Source organism: Pseudomonas sp. SbOxS1, from assembly GCF_013416725.1.
GTDB lineage: Bacteria > Pseudomonadota > Gammaproteobacteria > Pseudomonadales > Pseudomonadaceae > Aquipseudomonas.
Genome location: NZ_JAAVXC010000002.1, coordinates 370,789 through 392,584 on the forward strand (window position 1 = coordinate 370,789; position 21,796 = coordinate 392,584).

Below are 21,796 nucleotides of genomic sequence, written 5' to 3' on the forward strand. Positions count from 1 at the left end.
GGATGGCTCTATGATGGACTTCAATTCGGGAGTTGGAGTCAGCGATGCCTTTGCCGTCCATGAAAGATCAGTTCGCTGCGCTGATCGCTGCGCCGTCCGTCAGTTGTACCCAGCCAAGTCTCGATCAATCCAATCGTCCGGTGATCGACCTGCTGGCCGCCTGGCTCGGTGACCTGGGCTTTGCCTGCGACATCCAGCAGGTCAGCCCCGGCAAATTCAACTTGCTGGCCAGTTTCGGCAGTGGCCCCGGCGGGCTCGTGCTGGCCGGTCACAGTGATACGGTGCCGTTCGATGGCGCGTTGTGGCAGACCGACCCCCTGAAACTGACGGAGGTCGACGGGCGCTGGGTTGGTCTGGGCAGCTGCGACATGAAGGGCTTTTTCGCCCTGGCCATCGAAGCCGTCAGGCCGCTGCTCGACCAACCGTTCAAGCAGCCGCTGCTGATTCTGGCCACCTGCGATGAAGAAAGCTCGATGTCCGGCGCCCGGGCGCTGGCCCAGGCAGGAAGGCCGCTGGGTCGTGCGGCGGTGATCGGCGAGCCGACCGGGCTCAAGCCGATCCGCATGCACAAAGGCATCATGATGGAGCGCATCGATATCCTCGGGCAGAGCGGCCACTCCTCGGACCCGCGCCTGGGGCACAGCGCGCTCGAAGCCATGCACGACGCTATCGGTGAACTGCGCGGCCTGCGCTTGTTGTGGCAGCGCGAATTCCGCAATCCGCAGTTCAGCGTGCCGATGCCAACCATGAACTTCGGCTGCATCCATGGTGGCGACAACCCCAACCGCATCTGCGGGCAGTGTTCGCTGGAATTCGATCTGCGGCCGTTACCGGGTATGGACCCCAAGGTCCTGCGTGCCGAGATTTTGCAGAAGCTCAGGCCGATTGCCGAGCGGCATCAGGTCAAGATCGATTACGCCCCCCTGTTCGCCGAAGTACCGCCTTTCGAGCAGGCTGAGGATGCAGAACTGGTGCGCATTGCCGAAAAGCTCACCGGCCATGCCGCCGAAGCAGTGGCATTCGGCACGGAAGCGCCTTATCTTCAGCAACTTGGCTGCGAAACACTGGTGCTTGGCCCGGGCGATATTGCCTGCGCTCACCAACCGGGGGAATTCCTCGAAATGTCACGTTTGCAGCCTACGGTGCATCTATTACGACAGTTGATTGAACATTACTGCCTGACGCCGGCCCAAGCCTCGGGGGCATTGGCTTGAACACGGTCAATGTGGGAGCGAGCCTGCTCGCGATAGCTATCGACCATCCGCCATCGATGTCGACTGCATTGCCCTCATCGTGAGCAGGCTCGCTCCCACAGGATCTGTGTTTTGGTCGATTAACCGTATAAATTGCCGATGTCCCAACCCGTATTCATGAGGAGAGCGCGCGTGTCGCCAAGCCTGTTCCGACGATAACCATCAGCCCGCTGTGCGTTTTCTGTTCCGCCCTTTTTTCGGCTGCTATTTATTACAGGCCCAGGTTCATGCCCGAATACGTCAATTGGCTTCGTCACGCTTCGCCCTACATCAACGCCCACCGCGATTGCACCTTTGTCGTCATGCTGCCCGGCGATGGCGTTGAACACCCGAACTTCGGCAACATCGTCCACGACCTGGTGTTGTTGCACAGCCTGGGCGTGCGGTTGGTCCTGGTCCATGGTTCGCGCCCGCAAATTGAAGCGCGCCTCGAAGCTCGCGGCCTGACCCCGCATTACCATCACGGGATGCGCATCACCGATGCCGCGACCCTGGAGTGCGTGATCGATGCGGTTGGCCAACTGCGCATCGCCATCGAAGCGCGACTGTCCATGGACATGGCGTCGTCGCCGATGCAGGGTTCGCGCCTGCGGGTGGCCAGCGGCAACCTGGTGACCGCGCGGCCGATCGGCGTGCTTGAGGGTGTCGACTATCACCACACCGGTGAAGTGCGTCGGGTTGACCGCAAGGGCATCAATCGCCTGCTGGACGAGCGCTCCATCGTGCTCTTGTCGCCACTGGGTTATTCGCCGACCGGTGAAATTTTCAACCTCGCCTGTGAAGATGTCGCCACGCGCGCGGCCATCGACCTGGGCGCAGACAAACTGTTGCTGTTCGGTGCCGACCTGGGCTTGATCGATGAACACGGCCGGCTGGTACGCGAACTGCGTCCACAACAGGTGCCAGCGCATCTGCAACGTCTGGGCAGCAACTACCAGGCCGAGCTGCTGGATGCCGCCGCTGAAGCCTGCCGTGGCGGCGTGGCCCGCAGCCATATCGTCAGCTACGCCGAAGACGGTGCGCTGCTGACGGAGCTCTTCACCCGTGACGGTGGCGGCACGCTGGTGGCCCAGGAGCAATTCGAGGTGGTGCGCGAAGCGGCCATCGAAGACGTCGGCGGCTTGCTGGACCTGATCAGCCCGCTGGAAGAGCAGGGGATTCTGGTGCGTCGCTCACGCGAAGTGCTCGAGCGTGAGATCGAGCAGTTCAGCGTGGTCGAGCGTGAGGGCATGATCATCGCCTGTGCGGCGCTGTATCAGATCGCCGATTCCGATGCCGGAGAGCTGGCGTGCCTGGCGGTGAACCCGGAGTACCGGCATGGCGGTCGCGGCGATGAACTGCTCGAACGCATTGAAACTCGCGCACGGGCCCAGGGGCTGAAAACCTTGTTCGTCCTCACCACGCGCACGGCTCACTGGTTCCGCGAGCGCGGCTTTGTGCCGAGCAGCGTCGATCGCCTGCCGTCGGCACGGGCATCGCTGTACAACTATCAGCGTAACTCGAAGATCTTCGAAAAAACCCTCTAAGGCGAGGGCTGTCGTGGCGAGGGGATTCATCCCCGTTGGACTGCGCAGCAGTCCCATTTTTGGGGCCGCTGCGCAGCCCAGCGGGGATAAATCCCCTCGCCACAGTATGTTGCGTTATTGCTGCACAAACTTCGCGCTGACATACGGCGAGTAATCCGGCAGCACTGTTTCAACCTTCCCTTGTTCCTTCAAGAACTTCGCCGTCTCGCCAATCGCCTGCGCCGTACCGCCGGCCAGCAGTGCGCTGGTCTGTTGTGCCTTGGCATCCGGAAACGCGGACCCGGCCAGCAGTTCCGGCACGTCGGCGGCGTTGGCACCGGTCAATTTGGCGATTTTTTGCACCGGTACCGAATCCGCGGTCCAGCTGTCCTTATGCGCCGCATAGTCGGCAAATGAGTCCAGGGTGACCTTGGCGAACCGGGCGATGACCTCCGGGTGCTTCTCGGCGTAATCCTTGCGCGCTACCCAGACTTCGAAGGTCGGTGCACCCCATTGGCCGACTTGCGCGGCATCGGTCAAGGTCTTGCCGGTCTTGCGAATTTCCCCCAGAGCCGGCGACCAGACGAACGCGCCGTCGATGTCTCCACGCTTCCAGGCGGCGGCAATTTCTGCCGGTTGAAGGTTCACCACTTTGACTTTCGACGCGTCCAGCCCCCAGTGCTTCAGCGCGCCCAACAGACTGTAGTGAGAGGTGGAAACGAACGGCGTGGCGATGGTCTTGCCGATCAGATCTTGCGGTTTATCGATGCCACTGCCGTTGCGCACCACCAAGGCTTCGGCGGCATTGATCTGTGCGGAAACGAGGAACGCGACGATCGGCAGATTGCGCGAAGCCGCGGCGGCCAGTGGGCTGGAGCCGAGGTTGCCGATCTGCACATCGCCGGAGGCAATGGCGGTGACCACTTCCGGGCCACTGTTGAAGCGTCGCCAGTCGATTTTCTCGCCAATGGTCTTTTCGTACAGGCCATCGGCCTGGGGGACTTTGCTCGGATCGATACCGGTCTGGTAACCCACCGTGAGGTTCGCCGCGTGGGCGGAAAAAGAAACCATCAACGATACACAAACTGTAACAAATGGTCGGGATAGTGCGCGCTTGATCGTCATGGCATCGGCCTCTTCGACAGGTTTTATGGCGGAATTGCTACTAAACCTAATCGATCTAAAAAACGACCAATAAATACCATTTAGGAATTAGCTTATGAGTCAGCCGCTCTATCCCGAGGGCGATGAGGCGGTGAGCTAAATTCCTAAAGGGTATGAGGAAAGAATCCGATCATTCTTTTCAGGTTTATGACGATCTCATGAACCTGTAGGGACCAAAAAACGGCGGATTAGACTATGGTCGTAGACACACAAAGTTACGATTGACTTGTGGGTCACGCTCTGGCGCTAATCGCGCATCTTAGGACCCGGGGCATCGATTCCGGGCCAGGAATACAAGAATTAGAGACGAGAGGAGTTTAACAATGAACAAGTCCACCTTGGCGCTGGCCGTGGCCGTAGGGGTTATGGCGCAGCAGGCAGGCGCCGCGGGTTTCATCGACGACAGCAAGGCTTCCGTAAGTTCCCGTACCTATTATTTCGACTCGGACAAGCGTGAAGGTGCCTCGACGCCTGCCAACCGGCAGCGCGAAGCGGCTGAGGGTCTGAAGTTCGATTACCAGTCGGGCTTCACCCAAGGCGTTGTGGGCTTCGGTATCGACGCCCAGGCGCTGGTCGGCATCCATCTGGATGGCGGCAAGGGCCATCACCCGGACAACAACTCCTTCTCCCCTAGCGATTCCGATGGTTCGGCAGAGAGTTCGTGGACCCGTGCAGCGGCCAACGTCAAGGCACGCTTCTCGAAGACCGAGGCCCACTACGGTGGTGCCTTGCAGCCGAACATGCCGATCCTGATCGCGAACGACAGTCGCGTACTGCCACAAACCTTTGAAGGTGGCACCATCACCTCGAAGGAAATCGACAACGTCACCTTCAACGTCGGTCAACTCGAGCACGCGACCGGTCGCGCCTCCTCCAACAGCACCGGCCTGTCTGTGGCTGGCGCAACCCAGGACAGCAACCAGTTCCGTTATGCCGGTGCTGACTGGAAGGTCACCAAAGACCTGTTGCTGCAGTACTACTTCGCGAACCTGGAAGACTTCTACAAGCAGAACTTCCTCGGCCTGGTGCACGTTTACCCGATCGCGCCTAACCAGTCGTTCAAGACTGACATTCGCTACTTCGACAGCAGCTCCGATGGCAAGAACGGCAGCGGCCAGGCGGGCTACCAATTTAACAACAACAACGGCTTTGCCAAGACCCCGGGCGAGGTCGATAACAAGACCTGGAGCGCCACGTTCACCTACACCCTGGGTGGCAGTGCATTCCTGCTCGGGCACCAGCGTGTCAACGATGACGGTGGCTTCGTCTTCCTGAACCAGGGCAACGTTGTCGATGGCAATGGTCGTAACGAAGGTGCCGGCGGCGCCAGCTTCTACTCGTTCACCGATGCCACCGTGGGCAGCTTTATTCGTGCCGGTGAAAACACCACGTACGGCCAGTACTCTTACGACTTCGCTTCGCTGGGCGTCCCAGGTTTGAAAGCTTCGGCTGCTTACCTGTACGGCCGGGACATCAAGGCCACCAATGGCGTGGGTGATGACCTGAACGAGCGCGAGACCGACCTGCGTGTGGATTACGTGATTCAAACCGGTCCGCTCAAAGGGTTCGGTACGACCCTGCGTCACGGTATGTATCGTGGCAACACCAGTACGCTTGATGAAGACCAGACCCGTCTGATCTTCAACTACACCTACGCCTTCAAGTAAGCCGTAGCCAGAAGCCTCGTCTTTGGACGAGGCTTTTTTTCGCGTCCATTTTTATATTCCATAAACAATGCACGTGATGATTTTTTATTCTTTTTAGCTTTTTTCTTAAGCGCTTAAAGTAAGGCCTTCCGAGAGGCACCGTAAGCCTCGGATCAAGTTTCAAACCTCCCGAACACCCAAATTTTCCAGGAATCGGTTTGTCGCCGATACCTCGGGTCTGCGCTGTCGGGGCATATTCCTGAATGCGATTAAAATGGATTTCTCAATTCTTTTTAGGATTATGAAGGGGTATTCTGCGCGACCCAAAAAAACGACCGGTCCAGACGGTCTGGCGCGAAAGGCGCTTACGGATCCAGGGCATTCGACCCAGGACCAAGAATTAGAAAACGATAGGAGCGAAACAATGAACAAGTCCACCTTGGCCCTGGCTGTGGCCGTAGGGGTTTTGGCGCAGCAGGCAAGCGCCGCCGGTTTCATCGAAGACAGCAAGGCAACGTTGGGGCTGCGCAACTTCTACATCAACACTGACTATCGTGACGGTACCGGTCCGAACAAAAACGAAGAATGGGGCCAAGGCTTCGATCTGCGTTTCATCTCCGGTTATACCCAGGGCACTGTCGGCTTCGGTATCGACGCGATCGGCTTGCTGGGCGTCAAGCTGGATTCGGGTGGCGGCACCAACGGCGCCACTGCAACCTCTTACGGTGGCACGGTTTTCCCAAGCAAATCCAATGGCGAGGCGGTTGATAACTTCTCCAGCCTGGGTCTGACTGCCAAAGCCAAGGTTTCCCAGACCGAGCTGAAGCTGGGTACTCTGCAGCCAAAACTGCCGGTCATCGTGACCAACGATGGTCGTCTGCTGCCGCAAACCTTCCAGGGCGGCCAGATCACTTCCGGCGACATCAAGGATCTGACGCTGGTCGGCGGTCAGATCGAAGCCGCTAAAGGCCGTAACTCCAGCAACAACGAGCAGCTGTCGATTTCGGGTGCAAACACTCGCGGTCCCAAGTTCCGCGACAGCAACAAGTTCATCTACGCCGGTGGTGACTACAAACTCACCAAGGACCTGACGGCTCAGTACTACTACGGCAACCTGGAAGAGTTCTACAAGCAACACTTCCTGGGCCTGGTGCACAACTGGGCAATCGGCCCCGGCGTACTGAAGTCGGATTTGCGCTACTTCAACAGCTCCGATGACGGTGCCAACGGTCACGATCCGCTGTACTTCACCACTGGCAACTACAACGCCCCAAGCGGTAAAGGCAAGGTCGACAACAACCTGTACAGCGGTCTGTTCCTGTACACCGTTGAAGGTCACACCTTCGGTGGTGGTTACCAGGTCAGCAACGGCAGCAGCGACTTCCCGTACCTGAACCAGGGCGACGGTGCATCGGCCTACATCACCACCGATTCGCAAATCCAGAAGTTCGCCCGTGCCGGCGAGAAAACCTGGCAAGCACGTTACTCGTTCGATTTCGCCAAGGTCGGCGTACCTGGCCTGACGGCGGGCGTGGTGTACTTGCATGGCGACGACATTGATACCGTCAACGCTGCCGGTCGTGAAGCGGCCAGCGGCGCTTCCGAGTGGGAACGCGACCTGACCGTGGGTTACGTCGTTCAGTCCGGTGCGTTGAAAAACCTCGGCGTGCAGTGGAAAAACGCCACCTGGCGCACCGATCTGCCGAACACTCGTTCCCAGGACGAGAACCGCCTGATCGTCAGCTACTCGATCCCGCTGTTGTAATAGCGCTCGGGTAACCCAAGCAAAAAAAAGCCCCGCCCGGCATCACGTCGGGCGGGGCTTTTGTGTTTTCGAGGCGGGCTCACCCCCGTAAACCCGCCTGGAAAGTCCCCTCTTTGCAGCAACTCAAGGCCTTCTCGAACCTTGTGGTGGATGTTCGGCGCGATGCATTCGCGCGTCCAGTGAAGAGATGTTTAATATTCTTTTTAGAGCTAAACAAATCGATATTTATTCTTTTTAATGAATAAGAAATGCAGGCACAGTTGATCTCAACCAGCACTCACCAGGAGCAGCACCATGAGCATCAGACTGGGCGATATCGCCCCGGATTTCGAACAGGATTCCAGCGCCGGTACCATCCGGTTCCACCAGTGGCTGGGCGATAGCTGGGGTGTGCTGTTTTCCCACCCGGCCGACTTCACGCCGGTGTGCACCACCGAGCTCGGCTTCACGGCCAGGTTGAAAGATGAATTCGCCAAGCGTGGAGTCAAGGCCATCGCGCTGTCCGTCGACCCGGTGGATTCGCACCACAGGTGGATCGAAGACATCAACGAAACCCAGAACACCGTGGTCAATTTCCCGATTCTTGATGATGCCGACCGCAAGGTCTCGGACCTGTACGACCTGATCCACCCCAATGCCAACGACACCCTGACGGTGCGCTCGCTGTTCGTGATCGACCCGAACAAAAAGGTCCGGTTGACCATCACCTACCCGGCGAGCACCGGCCGCAACTTCAATGAAATCCTGCGGGTGATCGACTCGCTGCAACTCACCGACAACTACAAGGTGGCCACCCCGGCCAACTGGCAGGACGGTGATGAGGTGGTGATCGTGCCGTCGCTCAAGGATGAAGATGAAATCAAACAGCGCTTTCCCAAGGGCTATCGCGCGGTGAAACCGTACCTGCGCCTGACGCCGCAGCCGAACCGGTAGCCCGTACATCGCTCGTTCCCACGCTCCGCGTGGGAATGCCTCCACGGACGCTCTGCGTTCGGCTCTTGAGGGGACGCGGAGCGTCCCGGGCTGCATTCCCACGCGGAGCGTGGGAACGATCAATCAAAGCAGGGGATTTCAGGCCGTTTCGACGGCCTTTTTTTTCGTCTGGAAGAAATTGAACTCATATCTCCAAAACGAATAACCAAATGAATAAATATGATTTATGGATATATAAATCACCTGTTAAGGTCACCTCATCAAAGCGAGATCGCAAACCGCGAATCGCCAACACCGTTCAAGGAATCCTCTGAATGCTGGTCGTCTCACTCGGTGGCAGTCCCAGCCAGCGCTCCCGTTCCGGGGTGTTGCTGGAGCGCTCCCAGCGTTGGTTGCAAGGGCAGGGCGTGGAAGTGGTGAGCTACCAGGTACGGGACTTCCCGGCCGAAGACTTGCTGCATGCACGCTTCGACAGCCCGAAGGTGATCAACCTGCTGCAACAGATTGAAAACGCCGATGGCCTGCTGATCGCCACGCCGGTCTACAAGGCTTCGTTTTCCGGTGCGTTGAAAACCGTGCTGGATCTGCTGCCCGAGCGTGCCCTGGCGCACAAAGTGGTGTTGCCAATGGCAACCGGGGGCAGCATCGCCCACATGCTGGCGGTGGATTACGCGCTCAAGCCGGTGTTGTCGGCATTGAAGGCCCAGGAACTGCTCCAGGGGATCTTCGCCGTCGACAGCCAGATCGCTTACGGCGAAGGCAGCGCCCAGGCGCAGTTGGCGCCAGAGCTGGAGCAAAGATTGAACGAGTCGCTGGAGTTGTTTTTCAGCGCCATGACGCGACGGCCCAAGCCGCTCGATCCGCAATTGTTGAATGATCGTTTGTTGAGTGCTCGCTGGAGCATTTAAGCCTTACCCCAAATTGATGTACTGGCCTTACTCGCCCGCTAACGGGCAAGCAGGTGCAGCCAAAAACCCAACTGCAAAAAGGAGAGCGCCATGCGCCCTGTCATTTTGCGTCGCGGTCTGGTCGCTCTGTTTGCTGCGGCTGTCACCTTCGGCGCCATTACTCAAGCTCAGGCCGAGACACTTCGAATCGGCTATCAGAAATACGGTACCCTGGTGCTGCTCAAAGCCAAGGGCACCTTGGAAAAACGCCTCGCCGCCCAAGGCGTCGACGTGCAATGGACTGAATTCCCCGGTGGCCCGCAACTGCTCGAAGGCCTGAACGTCGGCTCCATCGACTTCGGCGTCACCGGCGAAACCCCGCCAGTGTTTGCCCAGGCAGCCGGCGCTGATCTGCTCTACGTCGCCTACGAACCGCCAGCGCCGCACAGCGAAGCGATCCTGGTACCGAAGGACTCGCCGATCAAATCGGTGAAGGATCTCAAGGGCAAGAAAGTTGTCCTGAACAAAGGCTCCAACGTGCACTACTTGCTGGTCCGCGCCCTGGAAGACGCCGGCCTCAAGTACACCGATATCCAGACCGTATTCCTGCCGCCGGCCGATGCCCGCGCCGCGTTCGAGCGTGGCAGCGTCGATGCCTGGGTCATCTGGGACCCGTACCAGGCCGCCGCCGAACAGCAACTGCAAGCGCACACCCTGCGCGATGGCCAGGGCATCGTCGACAACCACCAGTTCTACCTCGCCACCAAGCCCTATGCACAGAAAAACCCTGAGGTGATCAAGACCCTCGTGGAAGAAGTGCGCGCGGTCGGTGAATGGTCCAAGGCCAATCCGGAAGACGTGACCAAACAGGTTTCGCCACTGCTCGGCCTGCCGGCGGACATCACCCTGACGTCGGTGAAACGCCAGGGCTACGGCGCGCTGTTCCTGACCCCGGAAGTGGTCGCCGCGCAACAGAAAATCGCCGACAGCTTCTATCAGCTCAAGCTGATTCCCAAGCCGTTGAGCATCAAGGATGTGATCTGGACGCCACCGGCGGCCGTTGCCAAAGCACAGTAATTCGATTCCCTAAGGAGACCACTCCATGAGCCTCAATATCTTCTGGTTCCTGCCTACCCACGGCGACGGCCATTACCTTGGCACCGCCGAAGGCGCTCGCGCCGTCGACCACGGTTACCTGCAACAAGTCGCGCAAGCGGCGGATCGCCTGGGCTTCGGCGGGGTGCTGATCCCTACCGGTCGTTCCTGCGAAGACTCGTGGCTGGTGGCCGCGTCGCTGATTCCGGTGACCCAGCGTTTGAAATTCCTCGTCGCGCTGCGCCCCGGGATCATTTCCCCGACGGTGGCGGCGCGTCAGGCCGCGACCCTGGATCGCTTGTCCGGCGGGCGTGCGCTGTTCAACCTGGTGACAGGCGGTGATCCGGAAGAATTGGCCGGTGACGGTCTGTTCCTGAGCCACGAAGAGCGTTATCAGGCCTCGGTGGAATTCACTCGCATCTGGCGTCGCGTGCTGGAAGGCGAAACCGTCGATTACGACGGTCAGCACATCAGCGTGAAGGGCGCCAAGCTGCTCTATCCGCCGATCCAGCAACCGCGTCCGCCGCTGTACTTCGGTGGCTCGTCGGAAGCGGCACAAGACCTCGCTGCAGAGCAGGTCGAAATGGTCCTGACCTGGGGCGAGCCACCGGCCGCCGTGGCCGAGAAAATCGCCCAGGTGCGCGCCAAGGCCGCCAAGCTCGGGCGCACCGTGCGCTTCGGCATTCGTCTGCATGTGATCGTGCGCGAAACCAACGCCGAGGCCTGGCAAGCAGCTGATCGACTGATCTCGCACCTGGACGACGACACCATCGCACGTGCCCAGGCTTCACTGGCGCGCTTTGATTCCGTGGGCCAGCAACGCATGGCTGCGCTGCACGGTGGCAATCGTGACAACCTGGAAGTCAGCCCCAACCTGTGGGCCGGTGTTGGCCTGGTGCGCGGCGGTGCCGGCACGGCGCTGGTGGGTGACGGTCCAACCGTGGCTGCCCGCGTGAAGGAGTACGCGGACCTGGGTATCGACACCTTTATCTTCTCCGGTTATCCACACCTGGAAGAGTCGTATCGCGTTGCCGAGCTGTTGTTCCCGCACCTGGATATCGAGCGTCCCGAGCTGCCGAAAAGCGCCGGTTACGTCAGCCCGTTTGGCGAGATGGTCGCTAACGACATTCTCCCTAAAGCCGCGTCCCAGAGCTGAGGCGCGCCATGAAGAAGATCATTCACAGCCTTGCACCCTGGGCATTGCCGGTCTTGCTGTTGGCGGTGTGGCAGTTATCGGTGTCGGCGGGCTGGTTGTCGACGCGGATTCTGCCGGCGCCCGTTGCCGTGATCGAAGCCGGGGTGAGCCTGGTCAGCAGTGGTGAAATCTGGACGCACCTGGCCATCAGCGGCTGGCGCGCGGCGCTGGGCTTCGCCATTGGTGGCGGCATCGGCCTGACCCTGGGCTTTATCACCGGTCTGTCGAAATGGGGCGAGCGCCTGCTCGACAGCTCGGTGCAGATGATCCGCAACGTGCCGCACCTGGCGCTGATTCCATTGGTGATCCTGTGGTTCGGCATCGACGAGTCGGCGAAGATTTTCCTGGTGGCCCTGGGCACCTTGTTCCCGATCTACCTCAACACGTATCACGGCATCCGCAACGTCGACCCGGCGTTGGTGGAAATGTCGCGCAGCTACGGTTTGTCCGGTTTCAGCCTGTTCCGCCAGGTGATTTTGCCGGGGGCGTTGCCTTCGATCCTGGTCGGTGTGCGCTTTGCCTTGGGCTTCATGTGGTTGACGCTGATCGTCGCCGAAACCATCTCCGCCAGCTCCGGCATCGGCTACCTGGCGATGAATGCCCGGGAGTTCCTGCAGACCGACGTGGTGGTCCTGGCGATTCTGCTGTACGCGGTGCTCGGCAAACTGGCCGACCTCGCGGCCCGTGGACTTGAGCGTGTGTGGCTGCGCTGGCATCCGGCTTATCAAGTCGTTAAAGGAGGTGCCGCATGACTGCTCAACAACCTCCACGCCTGCTGCGCGGGATTCCGCTGGCGGTGCGCAAGCTGCAAAAAACCTTCGGCTCGCGGCAGGTGCTGCGCGAGATCGACCTGCACATTCCAGCCGGTCAGTTCGTCGCGGTGGTCGGTCGCAGCGGCTGCGGCAAAAGTACCTTGCTGCGCCTGCTGGCCGGGCTCGACCAGCCTACGGGCGGTGACTTGCTGGCCGGCTCCGCGCCGCTGAGCGAGGCTCGGGAAGATACGCGGCTGATGTTCCAGGAAGCGCGTCTGCTGCCGTGGAAAAAAATCATCGATAACGTCGGCCTTGGGCTCAAGGGCAACTGGCGGCCGCAAGCGCTGGAAGCCCTGGAGGCGGTTGGCCTGGCGGATCGCGCCAATGAATGGCCGGCGGCCTTGTCCGGAGGGCAGAAGCAACGTGTGGCGTTGGCTCGTGCATTGATCCATCAACCGCGCCTGCTGTTGCTCGACGAGCCATTGGGTGCGCTGGATGCCCTGACCCGCATCGAAATGCAGCAACTGATCGAACGGCTCTGGCAACAGCACGGCTTCACCGTGTTGCTGGTCACCCACGACGTCAGCGAAGCGGTGGCGATCGCCGATCGGGTGATCCTGATCGAGGACGGCGAAGTCGGCCTCGACCTGCACGTGGAACTGCCGCGCCCTCGGGTACGCGGCTCCCATCGCCTGGCGGCGCTGGAAACCGAAGTCCTCAACCGCGTGCTGTCGCTACCTGGCCAGCCGCCGGAACCGGAACCTGTTTCACCCTTGCCTACGCAGTTGCGTTGGGCTCAATAACTCAAGCCTCAATCAACGACAGGAATCAACATCATGACTATCAAGGCCATCAACGTTCGCAACCAGTTCAAAGGCTCGATCAAGGAAATCGTCCTCGGTGACGTGCTGTCGGAAATCGATGTGCAGACGGCTTCCGGGATCGTCACGTCGGTGATCACCACGCGTTCGGTGAAAGAGCTGGAACTGGCGGTGGGCAGCGAAGTGATCGCGTTCGTGAAATCCACCGAGGTGTCGATCGCCAAGTTGTAAGGGCATGCACTGCAAACAACCCTGGAGGGTTCGAGCCCTTCGGGGTTTTTTATGCGCGTCAATCAGTGAGTCCGGCGGTGCGGCCATCGCGAGCAGGCTCACTCCCACAGGGAAACGCATTCCAAATGTAGGAGTGAGCCTGCTCGCGATGAGGCCAGTCAGGCCAATGAAAAAATCAGCCTGGAATAGCGCGCTTTGGCAAATAGGGCGGCAGGTACAGCCCCAGATACGCATCAAACACCCGCATCCCTTCCTCAGCCATGCGCGGCGTGATCTGCCCATGCTGCTGCACCGAGCGCGCATAAACGCGGTCACCGAGCTCCATGGCCAGGGCAAACACATCGACATCGTCCGGCAGCCGTGGCAGCTCGAAATGGTGATCGAACAGCTTGTGCATCAGGTCGCCCAGCTCAATGTCGTGCTGGCGGTCGGCCTGGGTGACTTCAGTCAGGCCGTGCTGGGCCAGGATGAGCTGGCGGGCGGCGGCGTCTTCGTCGTAGATGTCGAGCATGCGCTGCTCGACCAGCCGCGACAGGTCACGCCAGCCACTCAATGCGTCATGGTCGATGGGCGCCTGCAGGCAGGCGCGGAAGGCCGCATGGACGTCGGCCGTCAGCGCTTCGAGCAGGGACGGGACGCTGGCGAAGAAGTGGTACACGGAGGAGGGTGGGATCTGCGCGCGTTCGGCGACACTGTAGATCGACAGACTGGCCACGCCCTCGGCAGCCAGCAGCGTGCGGGCGGCATCGAGTATCGAATCGATCCGGGCCTGGCTGCGTGCGCGGGGTTTGCGGGGGGTGGCGGTGCGGGTCATTGGAGTCTCCTGCGGGGCAGGGGGCATTGTACGAGCAGGCTTCTGTGTTGTCTGCCAGGACGCCTTCGCTGGCAAGCCAGCTCCTACACGGATCGCGCTGAACGATGGATTTGTGTTCAACGCGCCCTCTGTAGGAGCTGGCTTGCCAGCGAACCGCCGCAGGCGGCCATAAAAAAACGCCGCGGGCTGTGAGGCCGGCGGCGTTCTTGTTTAGTGCAACCACTTACACGGTATGCAGGTACCAGTTGTACTCAAGGTCGGAGATGGAGTGTTCGAACTCTTCCAGCTCGCTCTCTTTACAGGCCACGAAGATATCGATGTATTTCGGATCGATGTACTTGGCCATGACTTCGCTGTCGTCCAGCTCGCGCAACGCATCACGCAGGTTGTTCGGCAGGCTCTGCTCGTTTTGCTCGTAGCTGTTGCCTTCGACTGGAGCGCCAGGTTCGACCTTGTTGACCAGACCGTGGTGCACGCCTGCCAAAACCGAAGCCATCAGCAGGTACGGGTTGGCATCGGCGCCGGCCACACGGTGTTCGATACGTACGGCATCGGCGGAGCCGGTCGGTACGCGAATCGCCACGGTGCGGTTGTCCAGGCCCCAGCACGGCGAGTTCGGCACATAGAACTGCGCGCCGAAACGACGGTAGGAGTTGACGTTCGGGCAGAGGAAAGCCATCTGCGCCGGTAGGGTCTCGAGCACACCGCCGATCGCGTGTCGCAGCGCGGCGTTCTGCTCGGGATCCTCACTGGCAAAAATATTCTTGCCGTCTTTGTCGAGAATCGAAATGTGCACGTGCAGACCGTTGCCCGCCTGGCCCGGGTAAGGCTTGGCCATGAAGGTGGTGTCCATCTCATGGTCGTAGGCGATGTTCTTGATCAGGCGCTTGAGCAGTACTGCATAGTCGCAGGCCTTGATCGGGTCGGCCACGTGGTGCAGGTTCACTTCGAACTGCGCCGGGGCACTTTCCTTGACGATGGCGTCGGCCGGGATGCCTTGCTCTTTCGCACCTTCCAGGATGTCCTGGAGGCAGTCGACGTATTCGTCGAGGTCGTCGATCAGGTAGACCTGTGTCGAATGCGGGCGTTTGCCGGAAACCGGCGAGCGAGGGGGTTGCGGACGACCGTTCACGTTCTCCTGGTCGATCAGGTAGAACTCGAGTTCGAACGCGGCGCAGATGGTCAGGCCCATTTCGTCGAACTTGCGCACCACGTTGGCCAGCACTTCGCGCGGGTCAGCGAAGAAGGGTTCGCCTTCGAGTTCGTGCATGGTCATCAACAGTTGCGCGGTCGGGCGCTTCTGCCAGGGCTCGTTGCACAGGGTATCGGGGATTGGATAGCAGATTCGGTCAGCATCACCGATGTCCAGGCCCAGGCCGGTGCTTTCCACCGTGGAGCCATTGATATCCAGGGCAAATAGAGAGGCCGGCAGGTTGATGCCTTTCTCGTAAACCTTGTGGAGGCTGGTGCGTTCGATGCGCTTGCCGCGCACCACACCATTCATATCCGCAATCAGAAGGTCAACGTACAGAACCTCAGGATGTTCCTTAAGGAACGCGTTCGCTTCGTTAAGCTGAACGGCACGCGGGGGTACCGACATGATGCAACACCTTTGTTGTTAAAAATATCAATCATTGATCTTTTCGGATTCCAGTCAACCCGAACGGCATGCCGAAGTCAAGCGAGGCCTTTTTTGCCCTAAAAAAGCGCTCGCGTGGCTTTTTTGAGGCGCTTTGGGGCGTTTTTATACCCCTTGGCCGTTTGACGCCCGCAGGCTTGAGCGGGCCGTGTTGTATTTTTTACGGGGGTGTTGTGTAAAAAAATGAACAAGGCTAAGCTCGAATCAAACCCATAACAGCAATAATACCGGGGTGCTTCATGTCTCGCCTGCCGATAATCGGCGTTACCGCCTGCTCTTCGCAGACCGGTCTGAATGCTTATCACATCAGTGGCGACATCCACGTCAGCGCCGTGGCCGCAGTGGCCCAGAGCCTGTCGGTGATCTTCCCGTCCCTGGCGGATCAACCGTCCCTGTCCGATATTCTGGACGGCCTCGACGGCACACCCATTACGGTTACTCCATTCAATATAGAACCGATTCACAATAGCGGCTCGGCCTTTGTGCAGGGCACCGCTCGCGATTCTGCACGCCTGATATGCGCAGAAGTACACACAAGCACGGTAGCCTGGCGCAAACTTGCATTTCACCGCGACGCCGATGCGTCAACTATCGCCTGACCTCAAGTGTCAGGAAACTCAAAGCCTAGAGGCATTTATGAGTAACAACCTCGACCAGCTCACCGATTGGTTGAAAGACCACAAGATCACAGAAGTCGAATGCATGATCGCCGACTTGACCGGGATTACCCGGGGCAAGATTTCGCCGACCAACAAATTCATCGCCGAAAAAGGCATGCGTCTGCCAGAAAGTGTGCTGCTCCAGACCGTGACCGGCGATTACGTCGAAGACGACATCTATTACGAGCTGCTCGACCCGGCCGACATCGACATGATCTGCCGCCCCGACCAGAACGCGGTGTACCCGGTGCCATGGGCCATCGAACCGACCGCCATCGTCATCCACGATACTTACGACAAGCAGGGCAACCCGATCGAGCTGTCGCCGCGCAACGTGCTCAAGAAGGTCCTCAAACTCTATGCCGACAAAGGCTGGCAGCCGATCGTGGCGCCGGAAATGGAGTTCTACCTGACCAAGCGCAGCGACGACCCGGATTATCCGTTGCAGCCGCCCATCGGCCGCTCCGGTCGCCCGGAAATCGGCCGCCAGTCGTTCTCCATCGAGGCGGCGAACGAGTTCGATCCGCTGTTCGAGGACGTCTATGACTGGTGCGAACTGCAGGAACTGGACCTCGACACGCTGATCCACGAGGACGGCACGGCGCAGATGGAGATCAACTTCCGTCACGGCGACGCACTGTCCCTGGCCGACCAGATCCTGGTGTTCAAGCGCACCATGCGCGAAGCCGCGCTCAAGCACGACGTGGCGGCGACCTTCATGGCCAAGCCGATGACCGGCGAGCCGGGCAGTGCCATGCACCTGCACCAGAGCATCATCGACATCGAGACTGGCAAGAACATCTTCTCCAATGAAGACGGGACCATGAGCGAGCTGTTCCTGCAGCACATCGGTGGCCTGCAGAAACTGATTCCCGAGTTGTTGCCGCTGTTCGCACCCAACGTCAACTCGTTCCGCCGCTTCCTGCCGGACACCTCGGCACCGGTGAACGTGGAATGGGGCGAAGAAAACCGCACCGTGGGCCTGCGGGTACCGGATGCCGGCCCACAAAACCGGCGCGTGGAAAACCGCCTGCCGGGTGCCGACGCCAACCCGTACCTGGCCATTGCCGCAAGCCTGCTGTGCGGCTACATCGGCATGGTCGAAGGCCTGAACCCGAGTGCACCGGTGGTGGGCCGTGGTTATGAGCGCCGCAACCTGCGCCTGCCACTGACCATCGAAGACGCGCTCGAGCGCATGGAAAACAGCGCAACCATCGAGCGTTACCTAGGCAAAACTTTCATCACTGGCTACGTCGCGGTCAAGCGGGCCGAGCATGAAAACTTCAAGCGCGTGATCAGTTCGTGGGAACGGGAATTCCTGCTTTTTGCCGTCTGACGCGCCGGGCGCCGCCGTTGTCGGGTGGCGCTCTCACCTGGACTTTTTAGGAGATTGGTATGACCAGCAACAACCCGCAAACCCGTGAATGGCAAACCCTGAGCAGCGATCACCACCTGGCCCCGTTCAGCGACTTCAAGCAGCTGAAGGAGAAGGGCCCGCGGATCATCACCAACGCCAAGGGCGTCTACCTGTGGGACAGCGAAGGCAACAAGATCCTCGACGGCATGGCCGGCCTGTGGTGCGTAGCCATCGGTTACGGTCGCGATGAACTGGCCGACGCCGCCAGCAAGCAGATGCGCGAGCTGCCGTACTACAACCTGTTCTTCCAGACCGCCCACCCGCCGGTGCTGGAACTGGCCAAGGCCATCGCCGATGTTGCGCCAGAAGGCATGAACCACGTGTTCTTCACCGGTTCCGGCTCCGAAGGCAACGACACCATGCTGCGTATGGTTCGTCACTATTGGGCGATCAAGGGCCAGCCGAAGAAGAAAGTCATCATCAGCCGCAAGAACGGCTATCACGGCTCCACCGTGGCCGGCGCGAGCCTGGGCGGCATGACCTACATGCACGAACAAGGCGATTTGCCGATTCCGGGTATCGTCCACATCGCCCAGCCGTACTGGTTCGCCGAAGGCGGCAACATGACCCCGGAAGAGTTCGGGATCTGGGCTGCCAATCAGCTGGAAGAGAAAATCCTGGAAGTGGGCGTGGACAACGTCGGCGCCTTTATTGCCGAGCCGATCCAGGGCGCCGGCGGCGTGATCATTCCGCCAGACAGCTACTGGCCGCGCATCAAGGAAATCCTCGCCAAGTACGACATTTTGTTCGTGGCTGACGAAGTGATCTGCGGTTTCGGCCGTACCGGTGAGTGGTTCGGCAGCGATTTCTACGACCTCAAGCCCGACATGATGACCATCGCCAAAGGCCTGACCTCCGGCTACATCCCTATGGGTGGCCTGATCGTGCGCGATGAAGTGGTCGAAGTGCTCAACGAAGGCGGCGATTTCAACCACGGTTTCACCTACTCCGGGCACCCGGTGGCGGCGGCTGTAGGCCTGGAAAACATCCGTATCCTGCGCGACGAAAAAATTGTCGAGCGCGTGAAGACAGAAACGGCACCGTATTTGCAGAAACGTTTGCGCGAACTGAATGATCACCCGTTGGTGGGCGAAGTTCGTGGAGTAGGCCTGCTGGGCGCGATCGAACTGGTTCAGGACAAGGCCACACGCAAGCGCTACGAAGGCAAGGGCGTTGGCATGATCTGCCGGCAGTTCTGCTTCGATAACGGGCTGATCATGCGTGCCGTGGGGGACACCATGATCATCGCGCCACCGTTGGTGATCTCGCCTGCGGAAATCGATGAGTTGGTGACCAAGGCACGCAAGTGCCTTGACCTGACCCTGAGTGCGTTGCAGGCCTAAGTGCTAGGCTCTGGGCGGGAGTCATGAAACTTTCGCTCAGAGCTGTCAGAAACGTTGGCCTTTCCTTGAAAGACCGCCTCGGATCTTGCCAGACTAGCCGCGGTTCCAGTTGTCCGGGTTCGGCCGCTGAACAAAGTGGTTCAAAAAAGAAAAATTTGGAGCATTACGCATGAAGGCATTAGGAAAAAAGCTTGCTGGCAAGACCCTCCTCGCCATGTCCCTGATGGGCATTATGGCGGGTGCGGTTCAGGCGGACGACAAGGTGTTGCACGTCTATAACTGGTCTGATTACATCGCTCCGGACACTATCAAGAAGTTTGAAGACGAGTCGGGCATCAAAGTTGTCTACGACGTCTTCGACAGTAACGAAACCCTTGAAGCCAAGTTGCTGGCAGGCAAGTCCGGTTACGACATCGTCGTACCGTCGAACAACTTCCTGGCCAAGCAGATCAAGGCCGGCGTCTACCAGAAGCTGGACAAGTCCAAGCTGCCTAACTGGAAGAACCTGAACACCGACCTGCTTAAAGCGGTATCGGTGAGCGACCCGGGTAACGAGCACGCCTTCCCGTACATGTGGGGTTCGATCGGTATCGGCTTCAACGCCGAGAAGGTCAAGGCTGCACTGGGCGCCGACGCTCCAGTCGATTCCTGGGACCTGATCTTCAAGCCTGAAAACGCCGCCAAGCTGAAGTCGTGCGGTATCAGCCTGCTGGATTCGCCAACCGAGATGATTCCGGTGGCGTTGCACTACCTGGGCCTGCCAACCGACAGCCAGAAGAAAGAAGACATCGACAAGGCTGAAGCGTTGATCATGAAGGTCCGTCCTTCGATCGCCTATTTCCACTCGTCCAAGTACATCTCCGACCTGGCCAACGGCAACATCTGCGTGGCCGTGGGTTACTCGGGCGACATCTACCAGGCCAAGTCCCGCGCGGCTGAAGCCGGTGACAAGGTGAAAGTCAGCTACAACATTCCGAAAGAAGGTGCTGGCAGCTTCTACGACATGGTCGCCATCCCTAAGGATGCCGAAAACGTCGAGGGCGCCTATAAGTTCATGACCTTCCTGCAGAAGCCGGAAATCATGGCTGAAATCACCAACGCCGTACGTTTCCCGAACGGTAACGCAGCGGCCACGCCGTTGGTTGATAAAGACATCACCAGCGATCCAGGCGTCTACCCACCCGCGGACGTACTGGCCAAGCTGTACGCGATTGCCGACTTGCCGGCAGCGACCCAGCGGATCATGACTCGCAGCTGGACCAAGATTAAATCCGGTAAGTAAGTAATACACACTGTAGGAGCGAGCCTGCTCGCGATGAACCTGAGAGCCCCGCTGGGTGTCAGGCACCCAGCGTTATCGTTGACGACCATCGCGAGCAGGCTCGCTCCTACAGTTATCCGTATAAAAGTTTTGCTGGAACGGTTTTTCGAGGGTAAGTTGCGCGCCGGTTTTGTTGTCAGGCAGCCATGGCTGTCATGTAACGCGGGGCAACTTGAGCCCAACTCATTTTAGAGGACCTCCACTTGCCTATTTTTTCTTTGTTGCGCAATGCCATGCTGGTCGCTGCCGGGTTGACGCTTGCCGTCAATGTTCAGGCGGCTGGCACCGTGCATATTTATAACTGGTCGGATTACATCGGCGAGACCACCCTGGCCGACTTCCAGAAAGAGACCGGCATCAAACCGGTTTATGACGTATTCGATTCCAACGAAACCCTGGAAGGCAAGTTGCTGGCCGGGCGTACCGGTTATGACGTGGTCGTGCCGTCCAACCACTTCCTTGGCAAGCAGATCAAGGCCGGTGCTTTCCAGAAGCTCGACAAGTCTAAGTTGCCGAACTACAAGAATCTCGACCCTGTACTGCTCAAGCGCCTGGAGCAGAACGATCCGGGTAACCTGTACGCCGTGCCGTACCTGTGGGGCACCAACGGCATCGGTTACAACGTCGACAAGGTCAAGGCTGTGCTGGGCGTCGACAAGATCGATTCCTGGGCCGCGGTATTCGAACCGGAGAACATCAAGAAACTGCAAAGTTGCGGCGTGGCGTTCCTCGACTCCGCCGATGAAATGATGCCGACGGTCCTCAACTACATGGGCCTGGATGCCAACAGCACCAACCCCGAAGACTACAAAAAGGCCGAAGCCAAGTTGCTGGCGGTGCGCCCTTACGTAACTTACTTCCACTCCTCCAAATACATCGCGGACTTGGCCAACGGCGATATCTGCGTGGCCATCGGTTTCTCCGGCGACATGTTCCAGGCGCGCAACCGCGCGGCCGAAGCCAAGAAAGGCGTGAACATCGCCTACTCGATTCCCAAGGAAGGCGGTGCGTTGTGGTTCGACATGCTGGCGATTCCGAAGGACTCGGCCAACGTGAAAGAAGCGCACGCGTTCATCAACTATTTGCTGAAACCTGAGGTGATCGCCCAGGTCAGTGATTACGTCGGCTACGCCAACCCTAACCCCGGGTCGGACAAACTGATGGAACAGTCCATTCGCACCGACGAAGCGGTTTATCCACCGCAAGCCGTACTCGACAAGACCTACGTGTCCATCGAGTTACCACCAAACATTCAACGTTTGATGACCCGCAGCTGGACCAAGGTCAAGTCGGGTAAATAGCTTCAAGGCTCAAACTATCCAAGGTTGGCTCAGCTTGAGCGAACTGTACTCTTTT

General features: G+C 59.3%; 18 protein-coding genes and 2 pseudogenes. 16 read left to right on the top strand and 4 right to left on the bottom strand.

The window, feature by feature from the left end; translation table 11 throughout:
• Positions 1-44: 44 nt before the first annotated feature.
• Both argE and argA read left to right on the top strand, forming a co-directional pair.
• Positions 45-1,214 carry an acetylornithine deacetylase gene (argE, locus tag HFK74_RS02640; RefSeq protein ID WP_180202225.1) on the top strand — a complete coding sequence of 390 codons (1,170 nt, stop codon included), beginning with the start codon at positions 45-47 and terminating at the stop codon, positions 1,212-1,214.
• A gap of 266 nt (positions 1,215-1,480) precedes the next feature.
• Positions 1,481-2,779 carry an amino-acid N-acetyltransferase gene (gene argA, locus HFK74_RS02645; RefSeq protein WP_180202226.1) on the top strand — a complete coding sequence of 433 codons (1,299 nt, stop codon included), beginning with the start codon at positions 1,481-1,483 and terminating at the stop codon, positions 2,777-2,779.
• 114 nt (positions 2,780-2,893) lie between these two features.
• Here the strand turns inward: argA and tauA are convergent, their stop codons facing one another.
• A complete protein-coding gene (tauA, locus tag HFK74_RS02650) occupies positions 2,894-3,883 on the bottom strand; it encodes a taurine ABC transporter substrate-binding protein (RefSeq protein ID WP_180202227.1) in 990 nt (329 codons plus the stop codon).
• A 362-nt stretch (positions 3,884-4,245) separates the two neighbouring features.
• Between tauA and HFK74_RS02655 the strand changes: the two genes are divergently transcribed.
• The 9 genes from HFK74_RS02655 to HFK74_RS02695 all read left to right on the top strand — a co-directional run bounded on the left by HFK74_RS02655 (position 4,246) and on the right by HFK74_RS02695 (position 13,247).
• Positions 4,246-5,589 carry an OprD family outer membrane porin gene (locus tag HFK74_RS02655; protein ID WP_180202228.1) on the top strand — a complete coding sequence of 448 codons (1,344 nt, stop codon included), beginning with the start codon at positions 4,246-4,248 and terminating at the stop codon, positions 5,587-5,589.
• A 403-nt stretch (positions 5,590-5,992) separates the two neighbouring features.
• Positions 5,993-7,333, top strand: coding sequence for an OprD family porin (locus HFK74_RS02660; protein WP_180202229.1), 1,341 nt, complete (start codon positions 5,993-5,995; stop codon positions 7,331-7,333).
• 294 nt (positions 7,334-7,627) lie between these two features.
• Entirely contained in the window at positions 7,628-8,266 is a 639-nt protein-coding gene (locus HFK74_RS02665) for a peroxiredoxin (protein WP_096514324.1), read from the top strand.
• A 314-nt stretch (positions 8,267-8,580) separates the two neighbouring features.
• The gene (gene ssuE, locus HFK74_RS02670) at positions 8,581-9,174 is read left to right on the top strand and encodes an NADPH-dependent FMN reductase (protein ID WP_180202230.1); all 594 of its coding nucleotides are present in this window, start codon (positions 8,581-8,583) and stop codon (positions 9,172-9,174) included.
• Positions 9,175-9,264: 90 nt separating this feature from the next.
• Complete coding sequence (locus HFK74_RS02675) at positions 9,265-10,230, top strand: sulfonate ABC transporter substrate-binding protein (protein ID WP_180202231.1); 966 nt, start codon at positions 9,265-9,267, stop codon at positions 10,228-10,230.
• Between the two features lie 25 nt (positions 10,231-10,255).
• Positions 10,256-11,404: an FMNH2-dependent alkanesulfonate monooxygenase gene (ssuD, locus tag HFK74_RS02680; RefSeq protein WP_166618582.1), complete on the top strand. Its 1,149-nt coding sequence runs from the start codon at positions 10,256-10,258 to the stop codon at positions 11,402-11,404.
• Positions 11,405-11,412: 8 nt separating this feature from the next.
• The gene (gene ssuC, locus HFK74_RS02685) at positions 11,413-12,195 is read left to right on the top strand and encodes an aliphatic sulfonate ABC transporter permease SsuC (protein WP_180202232.1); all 783 of its coding nucleotides are present in this window, start codon (positions 11,413-11,415) and stop codon (positions 12,193-12,195) included.
• Positions 12,192-12,998, top strand: a complete 807-nt coding sequence (ssuB, locus tag HFK74_RS02690; RefSeq protein WP_180202233.1) for an aliphatic sulfonates ABC transporter ATP-binding protein — start codon at positions 12,192-12,194, stop codon at positions 12,996-12,998. The genes ssuC and ssuB overlap by 4 nt, the downstream gene beginning before the upstream one ends.
• 33 nt (positions 12,999-13,031) lie before the next feature.
• Positions 13,032-13,247 (top strand): molybdopterin-binding protein, encoded by a 216-nt coding sequence (locus HFK74_RS02695; protein ID WP_007967989.1) that lies wholly within the window; start codon positions 13,032-13,034, stop codon positions 13,245-13,247.
• Positions 13,248-13,422: 175 nt separating this feature from the next.
• On the opposite strand, the gene HFK74_RS02700 is transcribed toward HFK74_RS02695, so the two are convergent.
• Entirely contained in the window at positions 13,423-14,061 is a 639-nt protein-coding gene (locus HFK74_RS02700) for a TetR/AcrR family transcriptional regulator (RefSeq protein WP_180202234.1), read from the bottom strand.
• Between the two features lie 223 nt (positions 14,062-14,284).
• Entirely contained in the window at positions 14,285-15,661 is a 1,377-nt protein-coding gene (locus tag HFK74_RS02705) for a glutamine synthetase family protein (RefSeq protein ID WP_007976355.1), read from the bottom strand.
• A 278-nt stretch (positions 15,662-15,939) separates the two neighbouring features.
• On the opposite strand from HFK74_RS02705, the pseudogene HFK74_RS02710 reads away from it, so the two are divergent.
• The 4 genes and pseudogenes from HFK74_RS02710 to HFK74_RS02725 form a co-directional block, all read left to right on the top strand.
• Positions 15,940-16,212: pseudogene (locus HFK74_RS02710) on the top strand (gamma-glutamyl-gamma-aminobutyrate hydrolase family protein); the annotation flags it as partial.
• Positions 16,213-16,336: 124 nt separating this feature from the next.
• Positions 16,337-17,695, top strand: coding sequence for a glutamine synthetase family protein (locus tag HFK74_RS02715; RefSeq protein ID WP_180202236.1), 1,359 nt, complete (start codon positions 16,337-16,339; stop codon positions 17,693-17,695).
• A gap of 59 nt (positions 17,696-17,754) precedes the next feature.
• Positions 17,755-19,119, top strand: coding sequence for an aspartate aminotransferase family protein (locus tag HFK74_RS02720; protein WP_180202237.1), 1,365 nt, complete (start codon positions 17,755-17,757; stop codon positions 19,117-19,119).
• 169 nt (positions 19,120-19,288) lie between these two features.
• Positions 19,289-20,401: a polyamine ABC transporter substrate-binding protein gene (locus HFK74_RS02725; RefSeq protein ID WP_110747941.1), complete on the top strand. Its 1,113-nt coding sequence runs from the start codon at positions 19,289-19,291 to the stop codon at positions 20,399-20,401.
• A gap of 2 nt (positions 20,402-20,403) precedes the next feature.
• Here HFK74_RS02725 and HFK74_RS33405 read toward each other — a convergent pair.
• Positions 20,404-20,490 (bottom strand): annotated as a pseudogene (locus HFK74_RS33405) (outer membrane lipoprotein carrier protein LolA); the annotation flags it as partial.
• Positions 20,491-20,643: 153 nt separating this feature from the next.
• Between HFK74_RS33405 and HFK74_RS02730 the strand changes: the two are divergent.
• On the top strand, positions 20,644-21,741 hold the full coding sequence (locus HFK74_RS02730; protein WP_008064957.1) for a polyamine ABC transporter substrate-binding protein: 1,098 nt from the start codon (positions 20,644-20,646) through the stop codon (positions 21,739-21,741).
• Positions 21,742-21,796: the final 55 nt, after the last annotated feature.